At 51.4% G+C, this 23183-nt stretch carries 21 protein-coding genes and 4 pseudogenes; 6 read left to right on the plus strand and 19 right to left on the minus strand.

Annotated elements, in window-relative coordinates; genetic code table 11:
- Positions 1–633: 633 nt before the first annotated feature.
- The 8 genes and pseudogenes from AC2FAP_RS22530 to AC2FAP_RS22565 form a co-directional block, all read right to left on the minus strand.
- Positions 634–756, minus strand: a complete 123-nt coding sequence (locus AC2FAP_RS22530; protein ID WP_223256846.1) for a type I toxin-antitoxin system Hok family toxin — start codon at positions 754–756, stop codon at positions 634–636.
- Positions 701–910, minus strand: a pseudogene (locus tag AC2FAP_RS22535) (DUF5431 family protein); the annotation flags it as partial. The pseudogene AC2FAP_RS22535 and the gene AC2FAP_RS22530, both read right to left, overlap by 56 nt.
- Positions 911–1135: 225 nt before the next feature.
- Positions 1136–1621 carry a GNAT family N-acetyltransferase gene (locus AC2FAP_RS22540; RefSeq protein ID WP_039025114.1) on the minus strand — a complete coding sequence of 162 codons (486 nt, stop codon included), beginning with the start codon at positions 1619–1621 and terminating at the stop codon, positions 1136–1138.
- Positions 1609–1875 (minus strand): type II toxin-antitoxin system TacA family antitoxin, encoded by a 267-nt coding sequence (locus AC2FAP_RS22545; protein ID WP_039025113.1) that lies wholly within the window; start codon positions 1873–1875, stop codon positions 1609–1611. Before AC2FAP_RS22545 ends, AC2FAP_RS22540 begins: the two co-directional genes overlap by 13 nt.
- Before the next feature lie 166 nt (positions 1876–2041).
- A pseudogene (locus AC2FAP_RS22550) lies at positions 2042–2203 on the minus strand (arsenical resistance protein ArsH); the annotation flags it as partial.
- 52 nt (positions 2204–2255) lie between these two features.
- A complete protein-coding gene (locus tag AC2FAP_RS22555; protein WP_024195748.1) occupies positions 2256–2660 on the minus strand; it encodes an H-NS family histone-like protein in 405 nt (134 codons plus the stop codon).
- Positions 2661–3187: 527 nt separating this feature from the next.
- Complete coding sequence (locus AC2FAP_RS22560) at positions 3188–3415, minus strand: hypothetical protein (protein WP_032681776.1); 228 nt, start codon at positions 3413–3415, stop codon at positions 3188–3190.
- A gap of 268 nt (positions 3416–3683) precedes the next feature.
- Positions 3684–3902 (minus strand): cold shock domain-containing protein, encoded by a 219-nt coding sequence (locus tag AC2FAP_RS22565; protein WP_032681777.1) that lies wholly within the window; start codon positions 3900–3902, stop codon positions 3684–3686.
- Positions 3903–4168: 266 nt separating this feature from the next.
- Between AC2FAP_RS22565 and cspF the strand changes: the two genes are divergently transcribed.
- The 3 genes from cspF to AC2FAP_RS22580 all read left to right on the plus strand — a co-directional run bounded on the left by cspF (position 4169) and on the right by AC2FAP_RS22580 (position 13365).
- Positions 4169–4381, plus strand: a complete 213-nt coding sequence (cspF, locus tag AC2FAP_RS22570; protein WP_071993114.1) for a cold shock-like protein CspF — start codon at positions 4169–4171, stop codon at positions 4379–4381.
- Between the two features lie 81 nt (positions 4382–4462).
- Positions 4463–4627: a YnfU family zinc-binding protein gene (locus tag AC2FAP_RS22575; RefSeq protein WP_213076230.1), complete on the plus strand. Its 165-nt coding sequence runs from the start codon at positions 4463–4465 to the stop codon at positions 4625–4627.
- A gap of 155 nt (positions 4628–4782) precedes the next feature.
- On the plus strand, positions 4783–13365 hold the full coding sequence (locus AC2FAP_RS22580; protein ID WP_333063277.1) for a GH36-type glycosyl hydrolase domain-containing protein: 8583 nt from the start codon (positions 4783–4785) through the stop codon (positions 13363–13365).
- Between the two features lie 19 nt (positions 13366–13384).
- Here the strand turns inward: AC2FAP_RS22580 and AC2FAP_RS22585 are convergent, their stop codons facing one another.
- On the minus strand, positions 13385–13618 hold the full coding sequence (locus AC2FAP_RS22585; RefSeq protein ID WP_032682062.1) for a hypothetical protein: 234 nt from the start codon (positions 13616–13618) through the stop codon (positions 13385–13387).
- A 153-nt stretch (positions 13619–13771) separates the two neighbouring features.
- On the opposite strand from AC2FAP_RS22585, the gene AC2FAP_RS22590 reads away from it, so the two are divergent.
- From AC2FAP_RS22590 to lpxP, 3 genes are all read left to right on the plus strand, one after another.
- Positions 13772–13948 carry a YnfU family zinc-binding protein gene (locus AC2FAP_RS22590; RefSeq protein ID WP_213076229.1) on the plus strand — a complete coding sequence of 59 codons (177 nt, stop codon included), beginning with the start codon at positions 13772–13774 and terminating at the stop codon, positions 13946–13948.
- 79 nt (positions 13949–14027) lie between these two features.
- The gene (locus AC2FAP_RS22595; protein ID WP_016239704.1) at positions 14028–14300 is read left to right on the plus strand and encodes a hypothetical protein; all 273 of its coding nucleotides are present in this window, start codon (positions 14028–14030) and stop codon (positions 14298–14300) included.
- A gap of 202 nt (positions 14301–14502) precedes the next feature.
- Positions 14503–15411, plus strand: a complete 909-nt coding sequence (gene lpxP, locus AC2FAP_RS22600; RefSeq protein ID WP_016239703.1) for a kdo(2)-lipid IV(A) palmitoleoyltransferase — start codon at positions 14503–14505, stop codon at positions 15409–15411.
- Between the two features lie 1624 nt (positions 15412–17035).
- Here the strand turns inward: lpxP and AC2FAP_RS22605 are convergent.
- The 10 genes and pseudogenes from AC2FAP_RS22605 to parM all read right to left on the minus strand — a co-directional run.
- Positions 17036–17713 (minus strand): annotated as a pseudogene (locus tag AC2FAP_RS22605) (IS3 family transposase); the annotation flags it as partial.
- Positions 17701–17886: pseudogene (locus AC2FAP_RS22610) on the minus strand (antirestriction protein); the annotation flags it as partial. The pseudogenes AC2FAP_RS22605 and AC2FAP_RS22610, both read right to left, overlap by 13 nt.
- 356 nt (positions 17887–18242) lie before the next feature.
- A complete protein-coding gene (locus AC2FAP_RS22615) occupies positions 18243–18665 on the minus strand; it encodes a DUF1380 family protein (RefSeq protein WP_479435896.1) in 423 nt (140 codons plus the stop codon).
- Between the two features lie 55 nt (positions 18666–18720).
- Positions 18721–18942 (minus strand): hypothetical protein, encoded by a 222-nt coding sequence (locus tag AC2FAP_RS22620; RefSeq protein WP_013087144.1) that lies wholly within the window; start codon positions 18940–18942, stop codon positions 18721–18723.
- Entirely contained in the window at positions 18939–19631 is a 693-nt protein-coding gene (locus AC2FAP_RS22625) for a DNA methylase (RefSeq protein ID WP_333063230.1), read from the minus strand. The genes AC2FAP_RS22620 and AC2FAP_RS22625 overlap by 4 nt, the downstream gene beginning before the upstream one ends.
- A gap of 522 nt (positions 19632–20153) precedes the next feature.
- Entirely contained in the window at positions 20154–20621 is a 468-nt protein-coding gene (locus AC2FAP_RS22630; RefSeq protein ID WP_023327694.1) for a hypothetical protein, read from the minus strand.
- 374 nt (positions 20622–20995) lie between these two features.
- Complete coding sequence (locus AC2FAP_RS22635) at positions 20996–21199, minus strand: hypothetical protein (protein WP_013087140.1); 204 nt, start codon at positions 21197–21199, stop codon at positions 20996–20998.
- 28 nt (positions 21200–21227) lie between these two features.
- Positions 21228–21491 carry a hypothetical protein gene (locus AC2FAP_RS22640; RefSeq protein ID WP_333063228.1) on the minus strand — a complete coding sequence of 88 codons (264 nt, stop codon included), beginning with the start codon at positions 21489–21491 and terminating at the stop codon, positions 21228–21230.
- Between the two features lie 3 nt (positions 21492–21494).
- Positions 21495–22157, minus strand: a complete 663-nt coding sequence (locus tag AC2FAP_RS22645; RefSeq protein WP_049022775.1) for a plasmid partitioning/stability family protein — start codon at positions 22155–22157, stop codon at positions 21495–21497.
- Between the two features lie 2 nt (positions 22158–22159).
- Complete coding sequence (gene parM, locus AC2FAP_RS22650; RefSeq protein ID WP_333063242.1) at positions 22160–23131, minus strand: plasmid segregation protein ParM domain-containing protein; 972 nt, start codon at positions 23129–23131, stop codon at positions 22160–22162.
- Positions 23132–23183: the final 52 nt, after the last annotated feature.

The raw sequence follows: 23183 nt of genomic DNA on the forward strand, positions 1-23183 counted from the left end.
CCGACACGTCGGAACGGCGTGGCGCCATTAAAGCGACGGCATCAGCCGGCGCGGTGAAGGCGTTCCGGACGGCACGGCCGGAGAAGCCGCAGCCTTTGACCTTAGCCATCAGACCCTAGCGTCAGCCCGAAACCCGGAGGGGTTCGGCGGAGCCCGGCGGGTGCGCAGCGGCCGCCCTGGCGGAGTGGGGCTCGACGACCGGACAGCAGCGCTGGCCGGGAGCCGAAGGGGACCATCGCCCTGCCCTGTTTTCGGGTTATGGCCACTGAGCTGCAGCTGAGAAAGTTAACCAGCAGGACGCCGGATATGACGCCCGGGATGAAGAACACAGAGAAAACCAGGCTGAAGCCAGGTACAGGCAGGTAACTCATGGCGCGCTGACTTCAGCAAAATCAGGCAGGAAAGACAGGAATGTGGACAAGGCGGAGGGAGCAGAGGGGCAGCGCCGAAGGCGCGTCCCCCTTCCCCCGTTCCCCGCAGGGGAACAGCCCTTCCCGGAAGTTCAGGCGTGCGGTCGCGTCAGGAAGGAAAAAGGGGCTGCCAGCGAACCGGCAACCCCTTCATAAAGGCGCTTCAGGCATATCAGGCCAACTCAGCTCCTGAAAAGGCGGGGTTTCCCCCGCCTCCAGGTTGCTACTTACCGTTGGATTCGTAAGCCAGGCTTGCCGCGACCTCCCTGTCCCCGTCCTTTAGCCGGAGTTCGCATAAGCGGTTCCGGGTCAGGCACGTGAATATCAAAAGCGTTATACACACGATTAATACGCACCAGATAAGGGCGTTTCGCGGCAGTTTCATGGTTTACTCCTCCTTGCAAATTGCACGGTAAGAGGCCATACTGGTGTTGACTAGACATACAGCGGGCCTCGTGGGTGTACTGACCCCAATAAGTTGGACAGATTAACCGAGGCATCAGAGAAAGAGTCCATTTAATATATGGGCTCTTTTTTGTTTATGGCTATAACTCAATAACATTTTCCACAGTCGGATTATCCATCCCACCGCTTCCTTCCTTACGCCTTACAGTCTCATCAATAACCGTTCGTCATCTTCTTTCGTGAAGCATTTCTACTGAATTAACATTAGACGCGCCATCCGATTCTCGCTCGTATCGGTTTGAGCGTAATAGTCTTCGCGTTTATTGAGGGAGTTTAAGAAATAATGTCCGTTGCTGAGTTTGTGATGGTTTGAAACCATGGTGAATGTAGAAATTTTTAGCTTCTTCAGTGAGTGCGTGAACCATAATTGCACGTACACCAATATTCTCGGCAACCCGATAGCAACGAAGCACTGCATCATGAAGTAAATCAGCGCCAAGCCCTTTTCCGCGAAAAGAGAGATCGACTGCAAGACGGGCAAGTATGATGACAGGGATGGGATCTGGCATGTTACGCCGAAGATTGCCTGTCGCTTCTGTATGGTTGACGCTCCCGGTGGCCAGAGAGTAAAAACCGGATACTTGCTTTGTGTCTTTCTTACACACTACAAACGTTCTGGCCGCTCCGAGAGCCTGGTTTTTAAGGCCCTTCTGCTTTAACCAGTCATCGAGCACAGCCTCACCGCTGACGAACTCAGCCACCTGATGAAAAGCTGACAGAGGTTCTGGTGCTGTTACACGTCCCACTGAGGTTTCCTTGCCAGCAGTTTCTCGATAACGGGATCATCTGTAACGGGTGCATCAAGCATATCGATGAACTCCGCATATTGCTCATCGTTAAAGTTAAATACACGGCGGTCGAGGATCACATTCTCGGCAGCCTGACAGGCCATTTCCAGAATGAAATCTGTACGTGACTTGTGAAGGATTTCCGCAGCTGCATCAATAAGCGCCCGCTGCGATTCCTTGGCTCTAAGGTTAAGTTGAACATCTGATTTCATGAGACACCCCTGTATAGCATTTACTTTACAAGAATAGCATAACCATCACGTATAGCAAACGCTATACATCAAGTTGTGGTTTTCATTTTTTAAATACTGATTTCCGCTTTGTGCAAATAACGGACGTTGTTAAGCTCATGCAGTATGGATTCACGAAGAACATACGTTATTTTTTGTCCTGATTGACTCGGAATGAAAGCTCCTGATGGCTCTCTTTTCGCTCGCTGTAACGATCTGCAAGATAACCGGTTTGTCCCTTAAGCAGCACTGTGATTTTAAACAGCGCCTCGGCTACATCGACGGAACTAAATGTTTCTCGACTATTCTCTAAGGCAACTTGCGGCCTATACAAAAAAGAGCCGGGTTATACCCGGCTTTTTTTAGCTGATTTCAAAATCTTTTAATTCCCCACCTTCAGCAATCAGATTTGAGATCCGCTTCGGCATTCGCCCCTGACCTGACCATGTTTTTGACTCTCCAGTTTCGTCAGTATATCGATACTTCGCCGGGCGGGGGGAGCGCGTCCTTTTAGACTTACCCGGAGAGCCAATAGCAGCCATAAGTTCGGAGGGGTCGATACCCTCATCAAGCATCATCTGACGAAGTGTTTCCAGTTTATCGCGGCGCTGACTTTCATTTGCAAGACGTAATGTCTCTTCTTCTCGTCGTTCTATAAGAATAATTTTAAACTTTTCCAGAATATCTTCCAGCACATCTAATGACATTTCACGAGTCTGAGAGCGTAAGGTACGGATATTGTTTAACTGTGTAAGAGCATCTGACATAAAGAGACCTTTAAAAATTTTTTCGTTGTTCAGCAAATACCAATATCGACGGTTGCTCATCAACCCGATTTCTCTTACTGAGCATTTTAATCCGATTGGTACATATTGTTATTAACGAGGTTTAGACTACTGATATAAATCTCTTATCGCAAGACAAAATCAAGAAGAATGTGCAAGAACTAAATTCTAACCCCTACGAAATGTCCATGCATTTTTAAAGGTACTTAAAACGATGATGCCAGGAGTCATCCGAAGAGCCTTTTTATACCCTCATAACTTATTGCTTCAGTCATACCTGATGAGTTTTAAATCAGGAGAGACATTTAGTGAATTAGCGCCGCCGCTTAGTAAGTTTTTTCACAAATGGCAAGATGGCACACAGGGGATAGACACCTGTATTTTTTTCAAATGTAAAAAAAAAGCCTACTGTTAGCAGGCCATAAATTTTTTTAACTCATTTTTTGTTCGATTCTGATAAATAGGGTAAGCATGCAATTAAACGTGAATCAGAGAGCATAACAAAAATGCTATAAATATTTCCTGGCCGCATCAAATATCTCCTGTGACGTTAACTCCCTGTCAGTAGCCACGTAAACAATGCCATGATCGCCAGTTAAGGAAGGAAAACCTGCAGACATAATCCGAAGATGTGTATCTTCACCGTTTGGATATTCCTGCCTGATAGAGGATATACCTTCCAGAACGGTCATGACTTTACAGGATTCAGCATTAAAGAAAACAAGGACTTTAATCATATTCTATTACCCTGTTCTCTTGTGGGTGTTAACTGGCAGATGCCATTAAGGTCAAAGCCATTACGCACTTCTTATTTAACTTGCGGTTAGCTTGTGCTTTTAAAATTTTTATGCATTAGTCCTGCACTTCATAACATCGGTCAGCGCACTCATAATTGTGAAAAGTATGCTGATCAGATATTAAGAATAAACGATTTTCCACTGATTTAAGTTATGGGTCTGTCTACTCAGGGATAATCCTTCATCGTTATCGCAAACCCACATTGATTTATTTATCGCAAAGTATTACGTTTGCAGCAGCAGGACCTTTGTCTCCGATCTGAATGGCGAATTCAACTTTCTGTCCTTCAAATAAAGTTTTAAAGTTGTCGACATTAAGCTTAGGAAAATGGACAACGATATCTTTGCTGCCATCAAGAGGAGAGATGAAGCCAAAACCTTTGTCTTCGTTAAACCATTTTACCAGGCCTGTAATTCTATAGGTCATACTGACTCCAGTTATGCATCATTGTATTGATAGTAAACGTATGGACTCAAAAAGAGGGGATATCAACGATAGCGCCTGGTAATGAGAACTGCCCGGAAAATATCTAACTTTCATTAGTGCATCGAACTGATGGGATTCATTAAGGCACAAGGAATCGTTATAAGAAAATTATATTTTAGCCGTCCAGAGGTCCTGTTGGGAAAATAAAAATGGCTGAATGCCATTTTCAATGTATAGTCTTTACGAGTTTTTAATAAGGAATTGACTTGTCCCATAAAATGACAGGAATTGTCAAAAGCTTTGACATTCTTAGTGGTAAAGGCCTCATCATCCCATCTGATGGAAGAAAAGACGTTCTGCTTCACATTTCATCCGTTAACTCCCGCGAATCAGAATTACTCATCCGTGGAAGGCGCATAGAATTTTGCCGGATAAACGGTCTCAGGGGGCCTGTGGCTGCGAACATTTATCTTTCCTGATTTTCAGTGTGTCAAAATAGATAGATTAAAACTTAACCACATGTGGTACGGTGAAGCTCATTCATTGAAAGGTTAATGGTTATGTCTGTTATCAATTACGCAATGAAATTCTTCAGCAGTGCGTCTACTGCCACAGCTGCCTGTCCTGTTTGTGGCTTAAAATCAGTACAACCGTTGTCAAAAATCCGGCTCAACCAGACCATGCTTTGCCCCGGATGTAAGGCTCTGTTTATCTCCCGACGCTAGCTCGACCAAAACCGCAGAACAGAGCTCATGTCCTATACTTATGTTAGATTCCGGCAGCTGTTAAATCCCTGATGCCTGACGCCCATCCTGAGAGAACGTTTCTGAACTGATTTCGCAACTGCTCCTGCGCGCTAACGTCGCATCAGAGCAATGCTATGAAAATGATCCCCAGAGCGTGGTTTAACCGCTCCCGTATACTGATGAATGCTGCCGAAAACATAACGTTTTCGGCGAACGATCCTGCCGGTGAAAGCTCGCCGCGGTCAGAACTCTTTTCGACCGTCCAGATGGAACGCTACGGCCAGAAGCTGGCGCGGACTCATAAAGTATCACCGGATAAGCATCCTTATTATCTTCTGAAACGGCTTGGCGACAATGAGGCCGTCATTACCCAAAACTGCTATGAGCTTAACGCGGGTAAAAAGACTAGTATCATGCCCGCTGGTGAATGGCTGCTGGACAATTATTATCTGATTGAGGAACAAATCCGCACTGTCCGCCAGCATCTGCCGAAAAGCTTTGGCAAAGGTCTTCCGTCGCTGGTATCGCCGCTGAATTGCCCACGAATTTATCATATTGCATCAGAGGCTATTGCTCACGGCGATGGCCGCTGGGATGCCGCCAGCCTGACCAGCTATCTCACTGCCTATCAACAGGTGACGCCGCTGACGCTGGGTGAAGTCTGGGCGTTACCGGGAATGCTGCGCCTGGCGCTGATTGAAAATCTTCGTCGTATCAGTATGGAAGTGATAAAAGCGCAGCAAGACAGAAACCTTGCCGATACGTGGATAACAAGGATTGTCGAATGCGCAGAGAGTGCGCCTGGTGATTTAATCATGGTGGTTGCCGATATGGCGCGCTCCCGGCCTCCGTTAACCAGTGCGTTTGTCGCAGAGCTGGTGCGGCGCCTGCAGGGGCATGGCAACGCGCTGTCGTTACCTCTGACCTGGGTTGATCAGTGCCTTCGGGAACAGGGGATCACCACTGACGTTCTCATACATAGTTTCAATCAGCAGCTTGCCGCCAGCCAGCTGTCCGTAAGTAACAGCATTGCGGGCCTGCGATTATTGAGTGAAACGGACTGGGCTGATTTCGCCGAAACGATAAGCGTTGTCGAACAGACATTACGCAATGATCCTGCCGGCATCTATCCCCGGATGCACTTCAATACCCGGGATCATTACCGGCACGTAGTGGAGGTTCTGGCCAGAGACAGCGGTCTCAGCGAGCCTGAGGTTGCAGAGAAAGTGCTGGCGTTTTCAGAGGAAAAAGCGCCCGATACACCGGAACATCATGTTGGTTATTATCTTGCGGGCGAAGGTCGACAGGCGCTGGATATTCATCTCCTGGCAGACGCCTCAAGGCTCCTACGCTTGCGGCACAGTTTCAACAGAATAACCCTGCTGTCATGGATTGGAAGCCTGACGCTGCTGACAACCGCAGCGACCGCAGCAATATTGCACGAAACCGCCATGCAGGGCACAGACTGGCTGTTGATCGCGGTGATATTGCCTCTGATTATCGCTTTGACTCAGTTAATGAGCGATTTACTCAGTGATGCAACCACCCGTTTTCGCGTTCCTCGACCCTTGCCGGGGATGGATTTTTCAGCCGGGATTCCCGCTGACAGTGCCACCATGTTAGTCATTCCCTGCATGTTGACCAGCCACGAAAGTTTCAGCCAGCTCCTCACCAGTCTTGAAGTCTGCTGGTTAGGGAATGAAAACGAAAATCTCAGGTTCGCGCTGCTCACTGATTTTGCTGATTCTGAAAATGAACCCTCGCCGGAAAGTCACGCGCTGCTCAGACAGGCTATCGCCGATACGCAGGCGCTTAATCGCCGCTACCCCTCCGGCCGACCACGTTTTTATCTGTTACATCGCCAGCCTGAATGGAACCCCTCGGAAGGAGCGTGGATGGGCTATGAACGCAAGCGGGGAAAACTGGCGTTACTGAACAGCTGGTTGCGCCATCCCGGAACGCAATTCGTCAGCGTTGCAGAGATGCCTGCCCACCTTTTACCGGGTCACATAAAATACGTCATTACCCTGGACAGCGATACGGTGCTCCCGCGCGATACGGCACACAAACTCGTCGCGACGATGGCGCATCCGCTGAATACGCCTGAGTATGATCCGGTACGCCAGAGGGTTGTCAAAGGATTCGGTATTTTACAGCCCGGTCTTGCGGAGGAGATACCACGCAACGGTCAGGGGCGTTACGCAGCCCTGCGCAGCAGCGTACCGGGCAATAACCCTTATTCGATGATGTCTTCGGATATCTATCAGGATCTCTTTGGGGAAGGCTCGTTTGTGGGCAAAGGGATTTACGATGTTGATATTTTTATGCAGGCCACTACCAACATCTGCCCAGAAAATCTGGTACTCAGCCACGATCTGCTTGAAGGATGCTATGCACGTTCGGGTCTGCTGAGCGAGGTATTACTGTACGAACAGTATCCTAATAATTATCTGTCGGATGTTGCACGACGTTCACGCTGGATCCGGGGTGACTGGCAGCTACTTAACTGGCTGAAACCACGCGTCAGAAAAGCCGATGGAACCCGGGGCAGGAATCCGCTGACCGCGCTTTCTTACTGGAAATTACTCGATAATCTACGTCGCAGTCTGGTCGCCCCCTCCTTACTGGTATTGCTGTTCTTCACTCTGCTTTGGGTACCCAATCCGGTTTACTGGCTGGGCATACTGTTGCTGATATGGCTGTTGCCAACCATCCTCTGCATTAGCCACGACCTTCTGCATAAACCTCTGCGTCGCCGCGTGAAGCCGCATCTGTTACTGGTGGGGGCGGGCGCGCTAAAGCGTCTGTCAGGTATCAGCCTTAATTTTGCGATACTGCCGCACGAAGCCGGATATTCGCTGAAAGCGATCGCCGTGACGCTATGGCGACTGGGGATAAACAGGCGTCACCTCAGCCAGTGGGTCAGCCACAGCCAGGACAGCAGTCAGGCCAGACCCACTGTTGCACGTTTTTATCAGGCGATGTGGCTGAACGTTGCCGGTGGCGTGGCGCTGACAATACTGACCGGACAATTTGCCCCACAGCTGCTGGGGATTGCGTTACCGATCGGTTTGGTATGGTGTGTGGCACCACTGCTGATGAGCTGGCTGAGTCGCCAGCCCGTGCGTAAGGTTTTTTCGCCTAACCAGGAACAAAAACAGCTGTTACGCCAGACAAGCCGTGAAATCTGGGCTTTTTTTGAAACATTTGCCACAGCAAAAGAGAACTGGCTTCCGCCTGATAATTATCAGGAAATACCACAACCGACGGTGGCACACCGAACTTCTCCTACCAATATTGGTCTTTCACTTATGGCTAACCTGACGGCATGGGACTTTGGCTACCTGCCTGGCGGAGAGGTGCTCCGGCGCGTGTCGCTCACGCTCGACACGATGGATAAAATGGAGCACTACCGGGGCCATCTCTACAACTGGTATGACACCCGTACGCTGGTCCCCCTAAGTCCACGCTATATCTCCAGCGTCGACAGCGGCAATATGGCCGGGCATTTATTGACCCTGCGTGCAGGTCTGTCCGCCATGCGTCATCAGCCTGTTTTAAGCAACCAACAGATACTGGCAGGACTGAACGATACGCTGGATATTCTGGAAAAACAGTGGGGTAAGAACCCACCTGACAGCCTGAGACTGCTGCGCAAGCATTGCCTGAACGCGGTGTCGCTCTCTCCGCAGGCGCTTTTCAGCGAACTGAAAAGCATGCGCACCCAGTGCAACCATCTGACCAGCGCATGTCATCAGGGATCTCCTCTTCAGATGCGCTGGGCTGGACATCTGGAGCATCAACTGGTTCAGCTTTGCCATGAGTGGTCTCTGTTGCTTGGCTGGTTGCCTGCATCCTGGAATGAACAGACGCTGCCGACGCTGAGCGAGCTTGCCTGTCCGACATTAACCGGTACAGGAATGGCTCCGGCGTCAGTGGCGGAGCAGGCCCGAATGCGACTCAATATTATCACCGAGCTGGAACAGCGGCTGGATGAGCATGCCCGGATGGATTTCGCCTTTCTGTACAGTGAAGCAACCAGTCTGCTCAGCGTCGGTTATAACTGTGACACCAATATGCCTGACAAGAGCCACTACGATCTCCTGCCGTCTGAAATCCGCCTGACCAGTTTTCTTGCCATTGCGACTAATCAGCTGCCTCTTAAAAGCTGGTACGCGCTGGGTCGATTGTTTACCACGATTGATAATGAAACTGCCCTGATGTCATGGAGCGGATCCATGTTTGAATATCTGATGCCGAATCTAGTGATGCCCACCTGGCCCGGCAGCTTGCTCGATGAAATGAGTCAGTCGGCGGTTATGCGCCAGATTCACTGGGGGAAAGAACGCGGGGTACCATGGGGTGTTTCAGAGTCTGGCTATCATGCTTTTGATGTTCAGCATAATTATCAGTATCAGGCATTTGGCGTACCGGGGCTCGGTCTGCGCAGGGGACTTGCCGATGACATGGTTGTTGCTCCTTACGCCACGCTGCTGGCCCTGATGGTTTCCCCACAGAGAGCCTGTGAGAACCTGTTCAGGCTGCAAAAAAATGGTGCACGCGGAGAATACGGTTTTTATGAAGCGCTGGACTATACCCCCTCACGTCTTGCAACCGGTCAGCTCTATGCGGTGGTACAGTCCTGGATGGCGCATCACCAGGGTATGGCATTTCAGGCGCTGGCTCATGTGCTGCTTGACGCCCCCATGACTGAACGCTTTATGTCCAGCACGGTATTCCGGTCAGCGAGTCTGCTGTTACAGGAGCGCGTGCCGGATGCGGTCGATCTGTACAGTCCGCGCCGTCATTTTGAATCTCATGAGGGCAGGGTCAAACCCGTCCGCTATGAACCCCGTATTTTCTATAGCGTGGATACTCCCGCCCCGGATATTCAACTGCTGTCCAACGGCCATTATCATCTGATGTTGACTGCGGGGGGCGGTGGTTACAGTCGCTGGAAGGATATTGCACTAACGCGCTGGCGCAGTGATACCACCCGTGATAACTGGGGAGCATTCTGCTACATCCGCGATACCCAGACGGGAGATGTGTGGAGCAATACCTGGCAACCGACAGGCTACACCAGCGGACAAGACGAGGAAGTGTTGTTCACCGATGCGGGGGCAGAATTCAGATGCAGCTTCGGGGGACTCAGCGTCAAAACTCAGGTGGTGATCTCTCCGGAGGATGATGTTGAATTGCGACGGCTCACACTGATTCATCGTGGTCGCAAGCCTCGCTCTCTGGAGCTGACAACCTATGCTGAAGTGGTACTGGCACCTGATGCCAGCGATCTGGCACACCCGGCATTCAGCAATTTGTTTATTCAGACTGAGCTGGCTCCTGAGCGTGACGCTATTCTTTGCCACCGGCGCCCGCGCTCACCGGATGAACCGGGCCCTTGCCTGTTTCACATGATGGTGGTGCATGGCGATAACCGACATAACGTGTCGTTTGAAACGGACAGGGCAAGGTTTATTGGACGTGGCAGAAACCCTGAGAATGCCCAGGCAATAGAGACGGGAGGGATGCTAAGCAACACGTCGGGCTCGGTGCTGGATCCGATACTGGCAATTCGCAACGCCATCATTCTGCAGCCGGGGCAGCCGGTTACGATTGATATCATTTATGGCATCAGCGAGACCCGTCAGCAGAGCCTGGCGTTGCTGGAGAAATATCGCGATTACCCTATCGCCGATCGCGTCTTTGAACTGGCCTGGTCTCACAGTCTGGTGGTATTGCGCCAGATGAACGCCAGTGAAGATGATGCCACGTTGTTCAATTGTCTCGCCAGCGCTGTGCTTTACCCTGTCCAGGAGCTGCGCGCCGAAGGACAGGCGATCGGCCGCAACCGGCGTGGCCAGTCCGGACTGTGGGGCTGGGCAATTTCAGGGGATCTGCCGATAGTGCTGCTGAGTATAACCAGCGAGGAAAGTATCACCTCAGTGACCACACTGATTCAGGCACATCGTTACTGGAGACAGAAAGGGTTGAATGTTGATTTGGTTATCCTGAATAACAGCCCCGGCGGCTACCAGCAGGGATTACAAAATCAGATTATGGAGTTAATTTATGCCGGGTCTGAAGCCAGTCTGCTGGATAAAAAGGGCGGGCTTTTTGTCCGCAACGGTGAGCATCTCTCCGCTGAGGATAAGTTGCTTTTGATGAGCGTGGCCTGTCTTTATCTTGATGACCGCGCAGGGGGTATTATTGAGCAGCTTAACCAGCGTATTCATACCCTGAAATCGCCGGCAAGGGCATTCATTCCGCGTGCTGTGCGCGAGCGTAATCAACATACGGACTGGAGCCCTGATACCAGTCAGTTATGCCATTTCAATGGGTACGGTGGATTTTCTCAGGATGGGCGGGAGTATCAGATCGTCCTTCGGGAAAATGCGCTTACACCGGCTCCCTGGTCGAACATACTGGCAAATTCCCGTTTTGGCAGCGTGATCTCAGAGGCAGGGCAGGCCTATACCTGGTATGAGAATGCCCATGAATACCGGTTGACGCCGTGGGAGAACGATCCGGTGAGCGATCGCAGCGGCGAGGCATTTTACCTGCGCGATGAAGAGAGCGGGGAGTGCTGGTCGCCGACGGCTTTACCTGTTCGCGGACACGGTGATTACCTGACCCGCCATGGTTTTGGCTACAGCGTTTTTGCCCATCGTGAGAGTGGTATAGACAGCGAGTTGACGGTCCTGGTTGCTGAAGAAGATCCGGTTAAACTGGTGCTCCTGACGCTCAGTAACTCTTCGGGACGGACACGTCAACTTTCCGTCACAGGCTATGTAGAGTGGACGCTCGGAGAAACACGAACGCGCTCAGCCCCTCACATTGTGACACATGTGGCCAGAACGCCCGCCGGCTGCGGGGTGCTTGCGAATAACTTTTATGGTGATAATGGTGGCGGCCGAACTGCATTTTTTGCCGTCAGCGGTAATGACTGTTCTCTGACAGGGGACCGCCGGGAGTTTATTGGCCGTAATGGTTCCCTTCACGCCCCTTCGGCCATGAAACTGCAAAAGCTTTCTGGTAAGACGGGGGCCGGTCTGGATCCCTGCGGAGCGGTGCAATCGGCGGTTACATTAATTGACGGGGACCAGAGGACGTTTATTTTTATCCTCGGCGCAGAGGAGAATGATGTTTGTGCTCAGGAGACGCTGGCCCGCTACATGAACGAGGATACGGTCCGCCAGGAGCTGAACCGGATTCATAATCACTGGCACAATGTGCTCGATAAAATCGTAGTTAACACCCCCGACACGTCCGTAAATTTACTGGTTAATGGCTGGCTGTTGTATCAGACGGTCGCCTGCCGTCTTATGGCCCGGAGTGGCTACTATCAGTCTGGCGGTGCATTTGGTTTTCGCGATCAGCTGCAGGATACGCTGGCTCTGAGCCACGCTGCTCCGAACCGGATGCGTGAACAGATAATACTCTGTGCATCACGGCAGTTTATCGAGGGAGATGTGCAGCACTGGTGGCACCCGCCACACGGCAACGGTGTGCGTACCCGCTGTTCCGATGACTATCTTTGGCTGCCGCTTGCTGTTTGCCACTATGTTGAAACGACGGGGGATATGGATGCACTGGAAATACGCATTCCTTATCTGGAGGGACGCTCGCTTCAGCCTGGTGAAGAGTCTGTCTATGACACGCCGGTCATCAGCGGCACCGAAGAGACACTCTGGTTACACTGCGTCAAAGCTATTCACTATGGACTTCGCTTCGGGGAGCATGGCCTGCCGCTGATGGGGGCTGGTGACTGGAATGACGGGATGAACCGGGTGGGTATCGAAGGCAAAGGTGAAAGCGTCTGGCTGGGCTTCTTCCTGTACGACATTTTGCAGCGGTTTGCAGCGCTGGCGGAGCGCAGGCTGGATGAAAGCGTCGCCGCGATGTGCCGTTCACAGGCTCTGCGCCTGCAAAGTAATCTCGAAGCCCACGCCTGGGATGGGGAATGGTACCGCCGCGGGTATTTTGACGATGGTACTCCCCTGGGATCGAAAACCTCACAGGACTGCCGGATTGATGCGATTGCGCAGAGCTGGTCTGTATTGTCCGGCGCCGCGAGCCCGGGACGGTGCGCAAAGGCCATGCAGGCGCTGGATAAGCACCTTGTGGATAACGAAGGAGGGCTGATCAAACTGTTAACGCCTCCTTTCGACGGACACGGTCCAAATCCGGGCTACATACAGGGGTACCTGCCCGGCGTGCGGGAAAACGGAGGGCAGTATACGCATGGCGCCATCTGGGCAGTGATGGCCTTTGCCCGAATGGGGAATGCCGAACGCGCCTGGCAACTCTGGTCAATGCTCAGCCCTATAAATCATACCCTGAATGCGGACTCTGTCGGGATTTATAAAGCTGAGCCTTATGTCATGAGTGCTGATGTCTACAGCGTCGCTCCCCATATCGGACGTGCAGGGTGGAGCTGGTATACCGGTTCCGCAGGCTGGGCCTGGCGTTTACTTACCGAGGAATTACTGGGGATAAAACGTTCCGGCACTGACTTTAGTGTTCATGCCAGGTTACCGGATGAGTGGTCGTCTTTTTCTATGGCATATCAATATGGTGAAAGCCATTATCAGATTAGTGTTTCACGCGGCGATGCAGAATATTGCGTGACGCTGGATGGTGTTCTCCTCCCTGATGACAGAATACCGCTGAAGGATGATGGACAAAACCACACGGTTGAGATCATTCAGAACTGACACTGATCCCGGAGGTGCGTTAACGTCTGCCGTTAATGCGCTGATTATCCCTGAGAACATTAATCGCAGTCTGCATGGCGATTTTGTCATCCCGCCTTTTTTGTTTGTCCTGCATGACCTGAAGGTATTCCAGCAAGGTGCGGGTATTAATCGGTCGGCCCTGTTTACCCACAGCCAGCACGGCTTCGCCAAGAATAATTTTCACAGGCGGTAGTTGTGCCGGATACCAGTCAAGGGTGTCTTCTGATTTCATCTTAAATTTCTCACGGAAGGGTAGTATACCATAAATGAGACGTTCAATTTTCAATATCTGATATCCTGATTCAGACACAACTTAACATAACTCATGCCAGCTATTTTTATATTAAAGCGTATAATAACTACTATATTCCTCAGAGAATTATTTATGTCTTATACAAATGGGCTCAGGTATTTTAAAGAAAGACCGGTTCATGTTGCCTGCCCGGTATGCGCGCACAGAGCCGATCAGAAAGCAGGTAAACTAAGAAAAGATGCGGTTCTTGAGTGCCCTGCCTGCGGACTGTTGTTCAGACCTTCAGAATGCTGGTGTATCGGCGGCTGATCAGCTTCTGCCACTTAACGTCAGTGATGTCGGAAAATGACAACGTTCCTCCTGTACTGCAGTTGTCGAGGGTATGATAATGAAATCTAAAAAATCTGTTTTTATTGAAGGACATATCCTGTCAAACAGCTGTCACGGGCAGGCCGGTCAACCTTTCTGTATTCACCGGGTCAGGTTTAGTAATGGTAAATATGCGATTATCCGGGTGGCATCCGGGATATGTTTCAAACCAGGCGAAATTATTCAACGAAACGATTGTGAGTGGTTTTATAAACTTACCAAAATTCGCCTTCTTTCTTTTGAGTACCTTGATGATGATGAATCAAGAAGACAATTTCTTGAGTATCAATGATAAAATCATGGATTTATAATAGAATAACTTTGCTGGCTTACAATTCATTCCTGACTCTTTAAATTCTTTACCAGTCATTGCAAAATTATTTTTTCTGAATTTAGATGAATTTAAATTGCCTCAAACAAAATGTATCGCCAAAGACGAATTGCCTCATTGTTTTCCTTTTGCGTTATAACCTTCATTAGCATTAAGGAAATTTATGGCACAGACTTTTACTCATAATTTACTTCATCCTCGCCACTGGCTTACCTGGTCTGGTTTGGGTCTGCTGTGGCTTCTCGTTCAACTTCCTTACCCGGTTTTACATATTCTGGGTTCTGGCCTTGGAAAAATATCCAGACCCTTTCTGAAACGTCGGGAAGGAATTACGATTAGAAATATCGAACTGTGCTTTCCCGAGATGACACCGTTTGCCCGGAGTCAGATGGTCAATAAAAACTTTGTTTCTCTCGGGCTGGGACTGATGGAAACAGGAATGGCTTGGTTCTGGAGCGATGCGAGAGTCAAAAAATGGTTTGATGTCGAAGGGCTTGAAAACCTGACCGGTGCGACAAGAGGAGTAATGGTTGTCGGGATTCATTTTATGTCCCTTGAGTTGTGTGGAAGAGTAATGGGGTTATGCCATCCTATGATGGCAACGTATCGCCCACACAATGATCCATTAATGGAATGGGTACAGACAAAAGGGCGTATGCGTTCAAATAAGGCTATGATTAATCGACGTAATTTATCAGGTTTTGTTCATGCGCTAAAAGCAGGTGAAGCCGTTTGGTTTGCACCAGACCAGGATTATGGGTCTAAAGGAAGCGTTTTTGCACCTTTTTTCTCGGTAAAAAAAGCAGCCACGACGAACGGAACGTATGCTCTGTCAAAACTAGCTGGTGCACACTTGATCACACTTAGCATGATTCGACGTAGCGATAAAAAAGGTTATCACATGTATATCAGCAATCCGTTGTCAGGCTATCCAGGGGAAGACAAGGTCGCCGCAGCAGCTTATATGAACAAGATCATCGAGCGTGAAATTCTCCGTGCCCCTGAGCAATACCTGTGGATGCATCGCAGGTTCAAAACGCGTCCTGAAGGCGAAGTCTCTTTATACAAATGAACCACTCTGCTTGTCATGAGCCAGAATCTATCTTTCTTGCCACTGCGTATTTGTAAAAAATTCGATAAGGAATTTCCGATCGGATTCATGTTAACGATGGCTTAACTGACAACCAAGGTTAATCAATTGAACCGGTTCGGATTTGAAGGTCCGTTTTTCGCTCAAAGCTGCCTGTCAACGTGATCGATCGCCCTTACCGCAGCCAGGAAGAACAAAAAATGACCTTAACGTACAATAATTTTCGATATCCAAACTGACCCATTATCGCTGACAGGTAAATCAGACCTTCCCGCAGACATTTTGCTAAGTGACGTTGAGATTGATGTGAAGTAACTGCAAAAAAAGGCCCATCCATTGGGCCTTTTCTGTTACACCTAATTACCGCTTATTAAAATAATCGACGACCATAACGATAATGGACACCAACGGCGGTAGTAACTTCATCAGCAAGTTAAACATTTGAGCCTCCTTGGGCTTCAGGGTTATCGGTTTTTCCAGAAACCCAGCAGTGTCATAATGATGACAGTCACTGGGTGCGCGAGTTTTAAAAACAACAACAGCATTTGCATGTTGAGGCCTTACTTTGTTTTCTCGCGCCTGGCTGCAAACACCCTTGGGCTTGCCTTTGCAGTTGAGTTAACTTGTCGCCGGTTAACAACAGCACGATTTTGGATGTGGGTGGGGTCTTCGAATCACCAAATCCCCTGACAAAATTTTTTTTCAGCCTCGCATCAGTCTTCAAGCGCCCCTCAGCCGTTTTGACCAAATTCTGGCCTTTCCGGTTGCTTGTAGAATGCAGTGCATTTGATTAAGCTATCTTTAGTCGCCGGTTAACAACGGCACGGTTAGGGAGCTGTAACTCCTGACACCGATTGGAAGACCCGGTCTAATCAGCCGGGTTTTTTCATTTCCGGCGGACAGAAAAATTCTCATCCTTAAATACTACATATAGGGGTTGCAAAAAATCTTTCCGCTATATGGTGAGTATTCTAGTATCGAATCTTTTCAGCACAAGAGTTGATTTTGACGTTAAATTGAGGTTGTGAAAGGGTAAAAAAGCCTAAGTCCTCGTACCGTAAGGCCTAGACACTATGTCAATGTTTTAGAAAAAAAAATGAAAATTTGATCGAATGCTGATTTCTTTAACGAGAGGTCAAATTTGCGCAACATCATGTTGCGCAATCCACGCAGTTTTTCCACTAAATGTTCGCGTTTTTCCTCATTTTTTGTTCCACACATTTCCGCCACGCACTCCCCTCAACACCGTTATCGACATAGGTTGACGTTACATACGGAATACTTAAAACCTCTGTTGAAACGACCGCTCCATCATGAGCTAAAGTCGTGCGAGGAATGGTTTTGAATGAGTGCTTACATCTTATGCCTTTAGCTTCCTGGGCCTTCGAGATGTCCTGAATTTCATCTGTACACAGCTTCGCCGCTGCGTACTGGGGATCTTTCTCTACCATATCCGTGCTGACCTGCTACCTGTTTTTTAACACGCCCCGATTTAAGTAATGCCTTTATCGTACAGCGAACTTCCGATCCTCGCTCATATCAGACCCTTGCGTGAGCCTGTCCAACGACGTTCCGGTTTCCTGACAGCATCCCAGTACAGAGCTTGTTAATTTCTGCCTGGATAGCTCTTTAGGCGGTATTCAACCGGGCTGAGTCCGTTAAATTTAAGGCTAATTCGCCGGGTATTGTAGTATCGAATGTAATCCTCAATAGCTAGCTTAAGTTCATCAATATCCTTAAATTTACTGGTGTAAAAACATTCTGATTTTAACGTCCCGAAAAAGCATTCTGCACAGGCATTATCGAGGCAGTTGCCTTTGCGGGACATACTTTGGATGATGCCAAACTCCCGTAGCTGATACTGGTACCATCGATGACGGTATTGCCAGCCCTGATCAGAATGAAGAACAGGATTGATACCTGCATCAAGCCTGGCAAAGGCCTTAATGAGCATGTCATCGATCATAGGCATGGTTGGACGCTCTGAAATACTGTAGGAAATCACTTCGTTATTAAAGAGGTCAATAATGGGTGAAAGGTAGAGTTTGCGGCCACTGACAGCGAATTCAGTGACATCGGTGACCCATTTTTCATTAGGCCGGCTGGCTTTGAAGTTTCGTTGCAGGATATTGTCAGCAGCACGCCCATGTTCACCCCGCCAGGAACTGTAGCGCTTAACTCTTATTGCAGCTTTGAGATGAAGTGCATTCATCAGGCGTTGAATCACTTTGTGGTTCAACGCTCCTCCCTCTCTTCTGAGCGCCAGTGCTATCCGCCGCCTTCCGGCAGCCGGTAAAACTGCCAGAATCCCCGCTGATACTCAGGGCAGTAACGCTGGGCATAGGCGTACACGGATGCCTCGGACGTCATAAAATCGCCGCCAAACAAATCAGGCAGGAAAGTCAGGCGCTGCGCACCCTCAAGACGAACAGCATCACAGGTCACGGTCTGGTTCATAGATCCTCCACGGTTAACATATTCTCGGTTCCGGCATCGCCGTGACGACACGACAGACCGGCGAAAAGCGGAGGACACAGGGGCGACGCCGCAAGCCGCAGCGCAAAGCCTTCACGGGCTGAATGCACCGTGAAGGGTGCGAACGGGTGAGGACGGAGGCGTCAGCGAACCCTTGTGGCCGATGCGGCCGGGCTACAGTGAAGTCACGGCGCATGCCGTCACCGCACGGAGCTTCAGGGGAGTTTCATTGTCCCGACGTGGCCCGGAGGGCGGCGGCGGATAAAAGCGGAAGGTACTGACATCCTTTTCGCTGTGGATGTCCACCGGTTGCCGGGGCGTTACCCCGGCTCTCACCCTCACGCGGCCAGCGTCTCCTGTAATGCGTGAACGTCCTTCAGCTCATTCCTGACGGATTCCGGCTCCTGCCGCCCGGCTTCCCAGGCCATACCGATCCGGTTTTCCAGCTCGCATTCATAGTTACGCAGGACGCGGGACAGGAATACCGCCGGGACACTCACCTGACGGTTTGCCACTTCTCGCTGACTGGCCAGGAGATCGCTGACAGTCAGATTATTTACCCCCTCCTGGCGGTATTGCGTCATTTTCATTTCGCCGATCGCCTTCATCAGATTCCGGATTTCAGTCCCGTCCGGTTCTGGCTGGGCTTCACGGCAGGCCACGCTAATCCCCTCTTCCGTCCAGACCAGCAGGACCAGGGGTTCGTCAAACGTGAACATGTTTTCAAGCTGTACACAAAGTTCTTCGCGGGTTCCGTACATCGTTTTTTCTCTCTTGTAAGGGGTTACAGGCCGGGCATTAGCCCGGCAGGGTCAGTCAGTCCTGAAAGGTTTCGTCCAGCACCAGGGCTTCGCGGTAGGCTTCAAGAAGCAGGGTGTTGATCCGGCGCAGAGTCTGCGCAGCCATACGTTCGGTAAGCGTTGCCGCGTCGTGCCGGTGCTGCGATTCGAGGCGGTTCAGCAGCATCCGCACGTCACACATGGCATTGCTGAGCGCGGCCACGTCCGCGCGCAGGTGTTCAAGGCCCGGGTAGTTCATGCCGCATCCGGATAGTCGGGGTAAAACGCGCCGTCATTGGCAGCCGGCATCCTTCTCGCCCGTTCAACCTGTGCCAGACGTCTAACGCCGGCGGCGTGGTACTGCTCAAGCATCTCGATCCCGATATAGCGGCGGCTGGCTTCGGCGGCGGCCACGCAGGTGGAGCCGCTGCCGGCGAACGGGTCAAGGACAATAGCCCCCGGACGCGTGAGCGATTCAATCAGCGGCCGCAGGCTCTGCACCGGCTTCTCCGTCGGGTGATGTCGGTTGCCCGTGTATTTCCAGGGGATCACGTCCGGGATGGGACGGTCCGGGGTTTGCGGCCTTCCCTTCGCCAGCAGGTAGGCGCTCTCATGGGTGTAACCCACGAACGTCGATTTTGAGGCGTAGCTCTTGGCAAAGACGATATGGCCAACCACCCGGAAACCGGCCGTTTTCCATGCATTCAGAAACAGATCCGCGCGGTTCCAGGCATAGAAACTCACCATGAGGCTGTCATTTTTCAGCACGCGGTACATTTCATGACAGGCGGGCTGGAGCCATTCGGCAGAGTTGTCCCCGGCCAGGGTGCGGCCGGTACGGTCCTTATAGCCAACCAGGTACGGTGGATCGGTAAGGATAAAATCGACGGCACGCGCCGGAAAACGGGACATCACCTGCACGCAGTCACCCAGAATAAAACGGGACATAGACACACTCCTCTCTGATATTCGGCACCCTCTTGCGCCGTGCCGCCACAAAAACACGGCGAAAAGCGGAGGGCGCAGGGGCGACGCCGCAAGCCGCAGCGCAAGCCTTTCACGGGCTGAATGCACCGTGAAAGGTGCGAACGGGTGAGGACGGAGACAACGTGAACCCTTGCGACCGCAGCGGCCGGGTTAGCGTGAAGGCACGGCGTTGAACACGCCGCCGGCTGGCGGCAATAAGGCGGAGGGAACCGACATCCTTCGGTACCGGTTCTGGTAGCTGATGAGTCCGTGAGTGTATGGCAGAATGCACACTGATAATGGATTCGCGCCGTTATCTGACATGTGTGCCTTTGATTTCAGGACGTCCCCAACCGGAGACGTCTTTTTTTTGAGTCGGATATATGGCAGGTGAAAGTGCGAAGTGATTATGTGATTATCAGCGCCGAAAACATCTTAAGGGTTTTCACCTGTAACGAATTGCATGGCTTCAGGACACCCCCTCCCCGGATGGTGTCCTTTTTTTCAGCGCCCCTTCACGTGGTCGATAGCGAACTGTAGCGTGTCCCAGTTAAAACCGATGCCTGCATCGTGGCTGTGGTCGCAGATACGCATGGCTTCTGCAATTTCCTCCTCCGACAGACTGCCATCAAGCGACAGAAAATCATCTTCCAGCCAGAACGTCCCCATACACAGTGCATCCGGTGGGTACTGCTTCAGCCTGGCGATGAGCCCTGCCACCGTCACATCATCACGACATGCAGGACGCGACGGCAGGACGCGATCGGCGATGTCGTTCCAGCACCAGTCATCGCACTCCGGTACAGGTTCCAGCAGGGTCTGTAATTCCACGCCCGGCAGCAGTGAGAGCTGCTCCAGAACCTCCCCCAGAGAAAGTCGCTCTCCGCTGGCATCTTCACTCCCCAGGTAATGGTGATTGATATAGACGGCAAACTCGCCGTTATCGAGTTCAATACAGGTCAGTCTGAACATGGTTGTGTCCTCAGCATCCGGCACCCTCTTGCGCCGTGCCGCCACAAAAACACGGCGTAAAGCGGAGGACGCCAGGGCGACGCCGAAGCCGCAGCGCAAGCCCTTCACGGGCTGAATGCACCGTGCAGGGCGCGAACGGGTGAGGACGGAGACAACGTGAACCCTTGCGACCGCAGCGGCCGGGTTAGCGTGAAGGCACGGCGGGTAATTTTTTACGGGAGATATAAAACGGAGGGAAAATTTCACATTAAATTAAAATGTGATTTACATCACAAAACAATACATTATAATCGCCGAAAAATTAAGCGTTTAGTTTTGACGGCAGGGATGAGATGTCACCCTGCCGTTTTTTTCTGAAGTGTACGGGACCGGATTTAACGCGCAGGAGCTGCACCAATACGTCTCAGCGCATCCTCTACTTCACGCAGCCCAAAAATATCTTCCGGCGGCTGCTCTTTTCCGGACAGGCTACATACCGTAAAGACGGCATTTGATGCGGATAATCTCTCGCGGAACAACGCCTGCAGTGCCACAACGACCAGCGTACGTTCGTCTCCTGTCAGTTCTTCAAGCTGCATATTGTTTCCTTCAGGTTAATGTTCATATTCATCCCCGCCCCTCTGGTTTTTTCTCGTCAAACGCCAGGAGAACCCCGAGGCCGATCAGTGAGGCATAGCAGACCTGCATCGCGATTGTCACCGGCAGTGAGATGTTATCAACCAGTACGCCAGGAACCACGACGGCCACGCCTGCCAGTATCATTCCCCTGCCGGTCTTTTTGACCCGTTCCGGCCACTGAGATTCAGGCACGTTCCGGGCGCGCAGAAAGTTATGAATGCACTGCACTGCATTTTGTTTAATCACTGACATGCTCTAGTCTCCGAATGCCCGGCGCATATTTTTCTTTATGCTGGTCGCTTCAGCGGATACCGGTGCGGCAGGCTCCGCTGGTTTCTCCGGCACTGCAGCCATACTCACGTCAGCCGTACCAGCCATCTGCTGAACCAGAACCTGCAACTCGCTGACCGTGCCGGGCGGTACCGGCATACTGGCCAGCAGACGCGGCAGCTCCGGTGCGGTCGTATGCAGGGCCAGACCGGTGATAATCAGGTTTCTCAGCAGCTCTCCGCGCAGGCGGGATGACACGCCCGTCAGCACACGCTCAACCCGTTCACTGCTCCGGTCATCCTGAAGCGTCAGGGTGTAACGCCGGCGCTGGTATTCCGTCTCCGGTGACATGGCCAGAGCAGCAACGCCACCATCAGGCTCATCAGGAAGTCCTGAGAGTGAAGACCAGGTGCCGGATACCAGCGCCATCACGGCGCAAAGCCGGATGGCGCTCAGATGTCCGTCAAAGAACACCGGGATCAGCGCCGGTAAACGGGCATCCGTCTGGTACATCACCGCCCCGGCGGTGGCGGCGGTCCGGATGAAGTCACCGCGCAGGGGCTGTGAGATGGTGCTGATGGTCGCCATCGCCGCGATGTCGGTGCGATCGTCGCTGTGCAGATAGAAAGAATACTGGCCGTCCGGCACGTTTAGTCCTCTTTATTGTAAAGGGCAATCTCTCTGGCCAGCGCCAGCTGCGGATCGCCGATAACCTCGATACGGTCAGGAGCCAGAGGCCAGGCCTGACGGATAGCCTCTTCAATGAGGGATGCCCCTCCCCCGACCAGGAATACCCGGTTAACGTTCCTGAAGGCCGTCAGCTCACTGGTGACACGCGCCCCCAGGGAAGTGATTGCCTCTGTAATTTTGTTCAGAACATCGTCAATTTTTCCGGCATCGTTGATCACTCGCTGCAGATACTGACGATCATTGCGGTTGCGGATGACCGTGTCAGCAATAAGCGCGCTGGTTTCGCTGTCTGCAGCCCGCAGCGCGCCTGCAGCTGCGCGGGTGACCTGTGACACGCCGACAGACGGATTGCCGTGTACCGCACTGATATCATCAAACTGTCCGACAATCACGCCGGCATCGAGCGTGGTTCCGCCGAGATCGATAATCAGGGTGGTCTCAGCGGGTCCGGGCTTCAGCTCCGCGAGACGGGAGAACGCCGCCGGCAGTGATTCAGGCATCACCTTCACGTCCGTTACGGTAAATGCCCTGCCCTTATTCAGAACCAGCTCACGCATCAGGTTTTCTCGTTTGCGTCGGATGTTCTCCTCGTTCCGCTGGCAGTCCCCGTCATAATACTCGCTCAGGGGCAGCGTCACGGTCAGGCTCACCGGCTGCGGCTCAAGTCCGCTGTTCAGCAGGGCATGATGCACGGCCAGCAGGTTGAGATCACCGTACTGGTATTCCACGTTTGTTGTCGGGATGGCATCCCGGCTGACGCTGTCCCAGGTGTATTTCAGCGTGCCCACCTGATAGTTGAACGTTGCGGCACTGAATTCCGCCACTTTCCAGCCATGCCGGAAGGAGTTAGCTGAAACCCGGGTCTGCAGCTCGTTTCCTTCAAACCATGCCAGCTTAACATTAGTTGAACCATCATCGCAGTAAAAATTCATCATTATGCTCCGTCAATTAAACTCAATTTGATACATATTATAAGAGCAAAAT

This window comes from Enterobacter cloacae complex sp. 394I7 (assembly GCF_057320345.1).

Bases quoted from the DNA above. Each gene is read 5' to 3' on its own strand.
- AC2FAP_RS22590 (WP_213076229.1), top strand. From the start codon at position 13,772: ATGTCTTATACAAATGGGCTCAGGTATTTTAAAGAAAGACCGGTTCAT.
- AC2FAP_RS22625 (WP_333063230.1), bottom strand. From the start codon at position 19,631: ATGTCCCGTTTTATTCTGGGTGACTGCGTGCAGGTGATGTCCCGTTTT.
- AC2FAP_RS22620 (WP_013087144.1), bottom strand. From the start codon at position 18,942: ATGAACTACCCGGGCCTTGAACACCTGCGCGCGGACGTGGCCGCGCTC.
- AC2FAP_RS22635 (WP_013087140.1), bottom strand. From the start codon at position 21,199: ATGCAGCTTGAAGAACTGACAGGAGACGAACGTACGCTGGTCGTTGTG.
- AC2FAP_RS22545 (WP_039025113.1), bottom strand. From the start codon at position 1,875: ATGAAATCAGATGTTCAACTTAACCTTAGAGCCAAGGAATCGCAGCGG.
- AC2FAP_RS22565 (WP_032681777.1), bottom strand. From the start codon at position 3,902: ATGACCTATAGAATTACAGGCCTGGTAAAATGGTTTAACGAAGACAAA.
- AC2FAP_RS22585 (WP_032682062.1), bottom strand. From the start codon at position 13,618: ATGAAATCAGAAGACACCCTTGACTGGTATCCGGCACAACTACCGCCT.
- AC2FAP_RS22555 (WP_024195748.1), bottom strand. From the start codon at position 2,660: ATGTCAGATGCTCTTACACAGTTAAACAATATCCGTACCTTACGCTCT.
- AC2FAP_RS22630 (WP_023327694.1), bottom strand. From the start codon at position 20,621: ATGTTCAGACTGACCTGTATTGAACTCGATAACGGCGAGTTTGCCGTC.
- AC2FAP_RS22595 (WP_016239704.1), top strand. From the start codon at position 14,028: ATGAAATCTAAAAAATCTGTTTTTATTGAAGGACATATCCTGTCAAAC.
- lpxP (WP_016239703.1), top strand. From the start codon at position 14,503: ATGGCACAGACTTTTACTCATAATTTACTTCATCCTCGCCACTGGCTT.
- AC2FAP_RS22580 (WP_333063277.1), top strand. From the start codon at position 4,783: ATGAAAATGATCCCCAGAGCGTGGTTTAACCGCTCCCGTATACTGATG.
- AC2FAP_RS22560 (WP_032681776.1), bottom strand. From the start codon at position 3,415: ATGATTAAAGTCCTTGTTTTCTTTAATGCTGAATCCTGTAAAGTCATG.
- parM (WP_333063242.1), bottom strand. From the start codon at position 23,131: ATGAATTTTTACTGCGATGATGGTTCAACTAATGTTAAGCTGGCATGG.
- AC2FAP_RS22640 (WP_333063228.1), bottom strand. From the start codon at position 21,491: ATGTCAGTGATTAAACAAAATGCAGTGCAGTGCATTCATAACTTTCTG.
- AC2FAP_RS22575 (WP_213076230.1), top strand. From the start codon at position 4,463: ATGTCTGTTATCAATTACGCAATGAAATTCTTCAGCAGTGCGTCTACT.
- AC2FAP_RS22615 (WP_479435896.1), bottom strand. From the start codon at position 18,665: ATGTACGGAACCCGCGAAGAACTTTGTGTACAGCTTGAAAACATGTTC.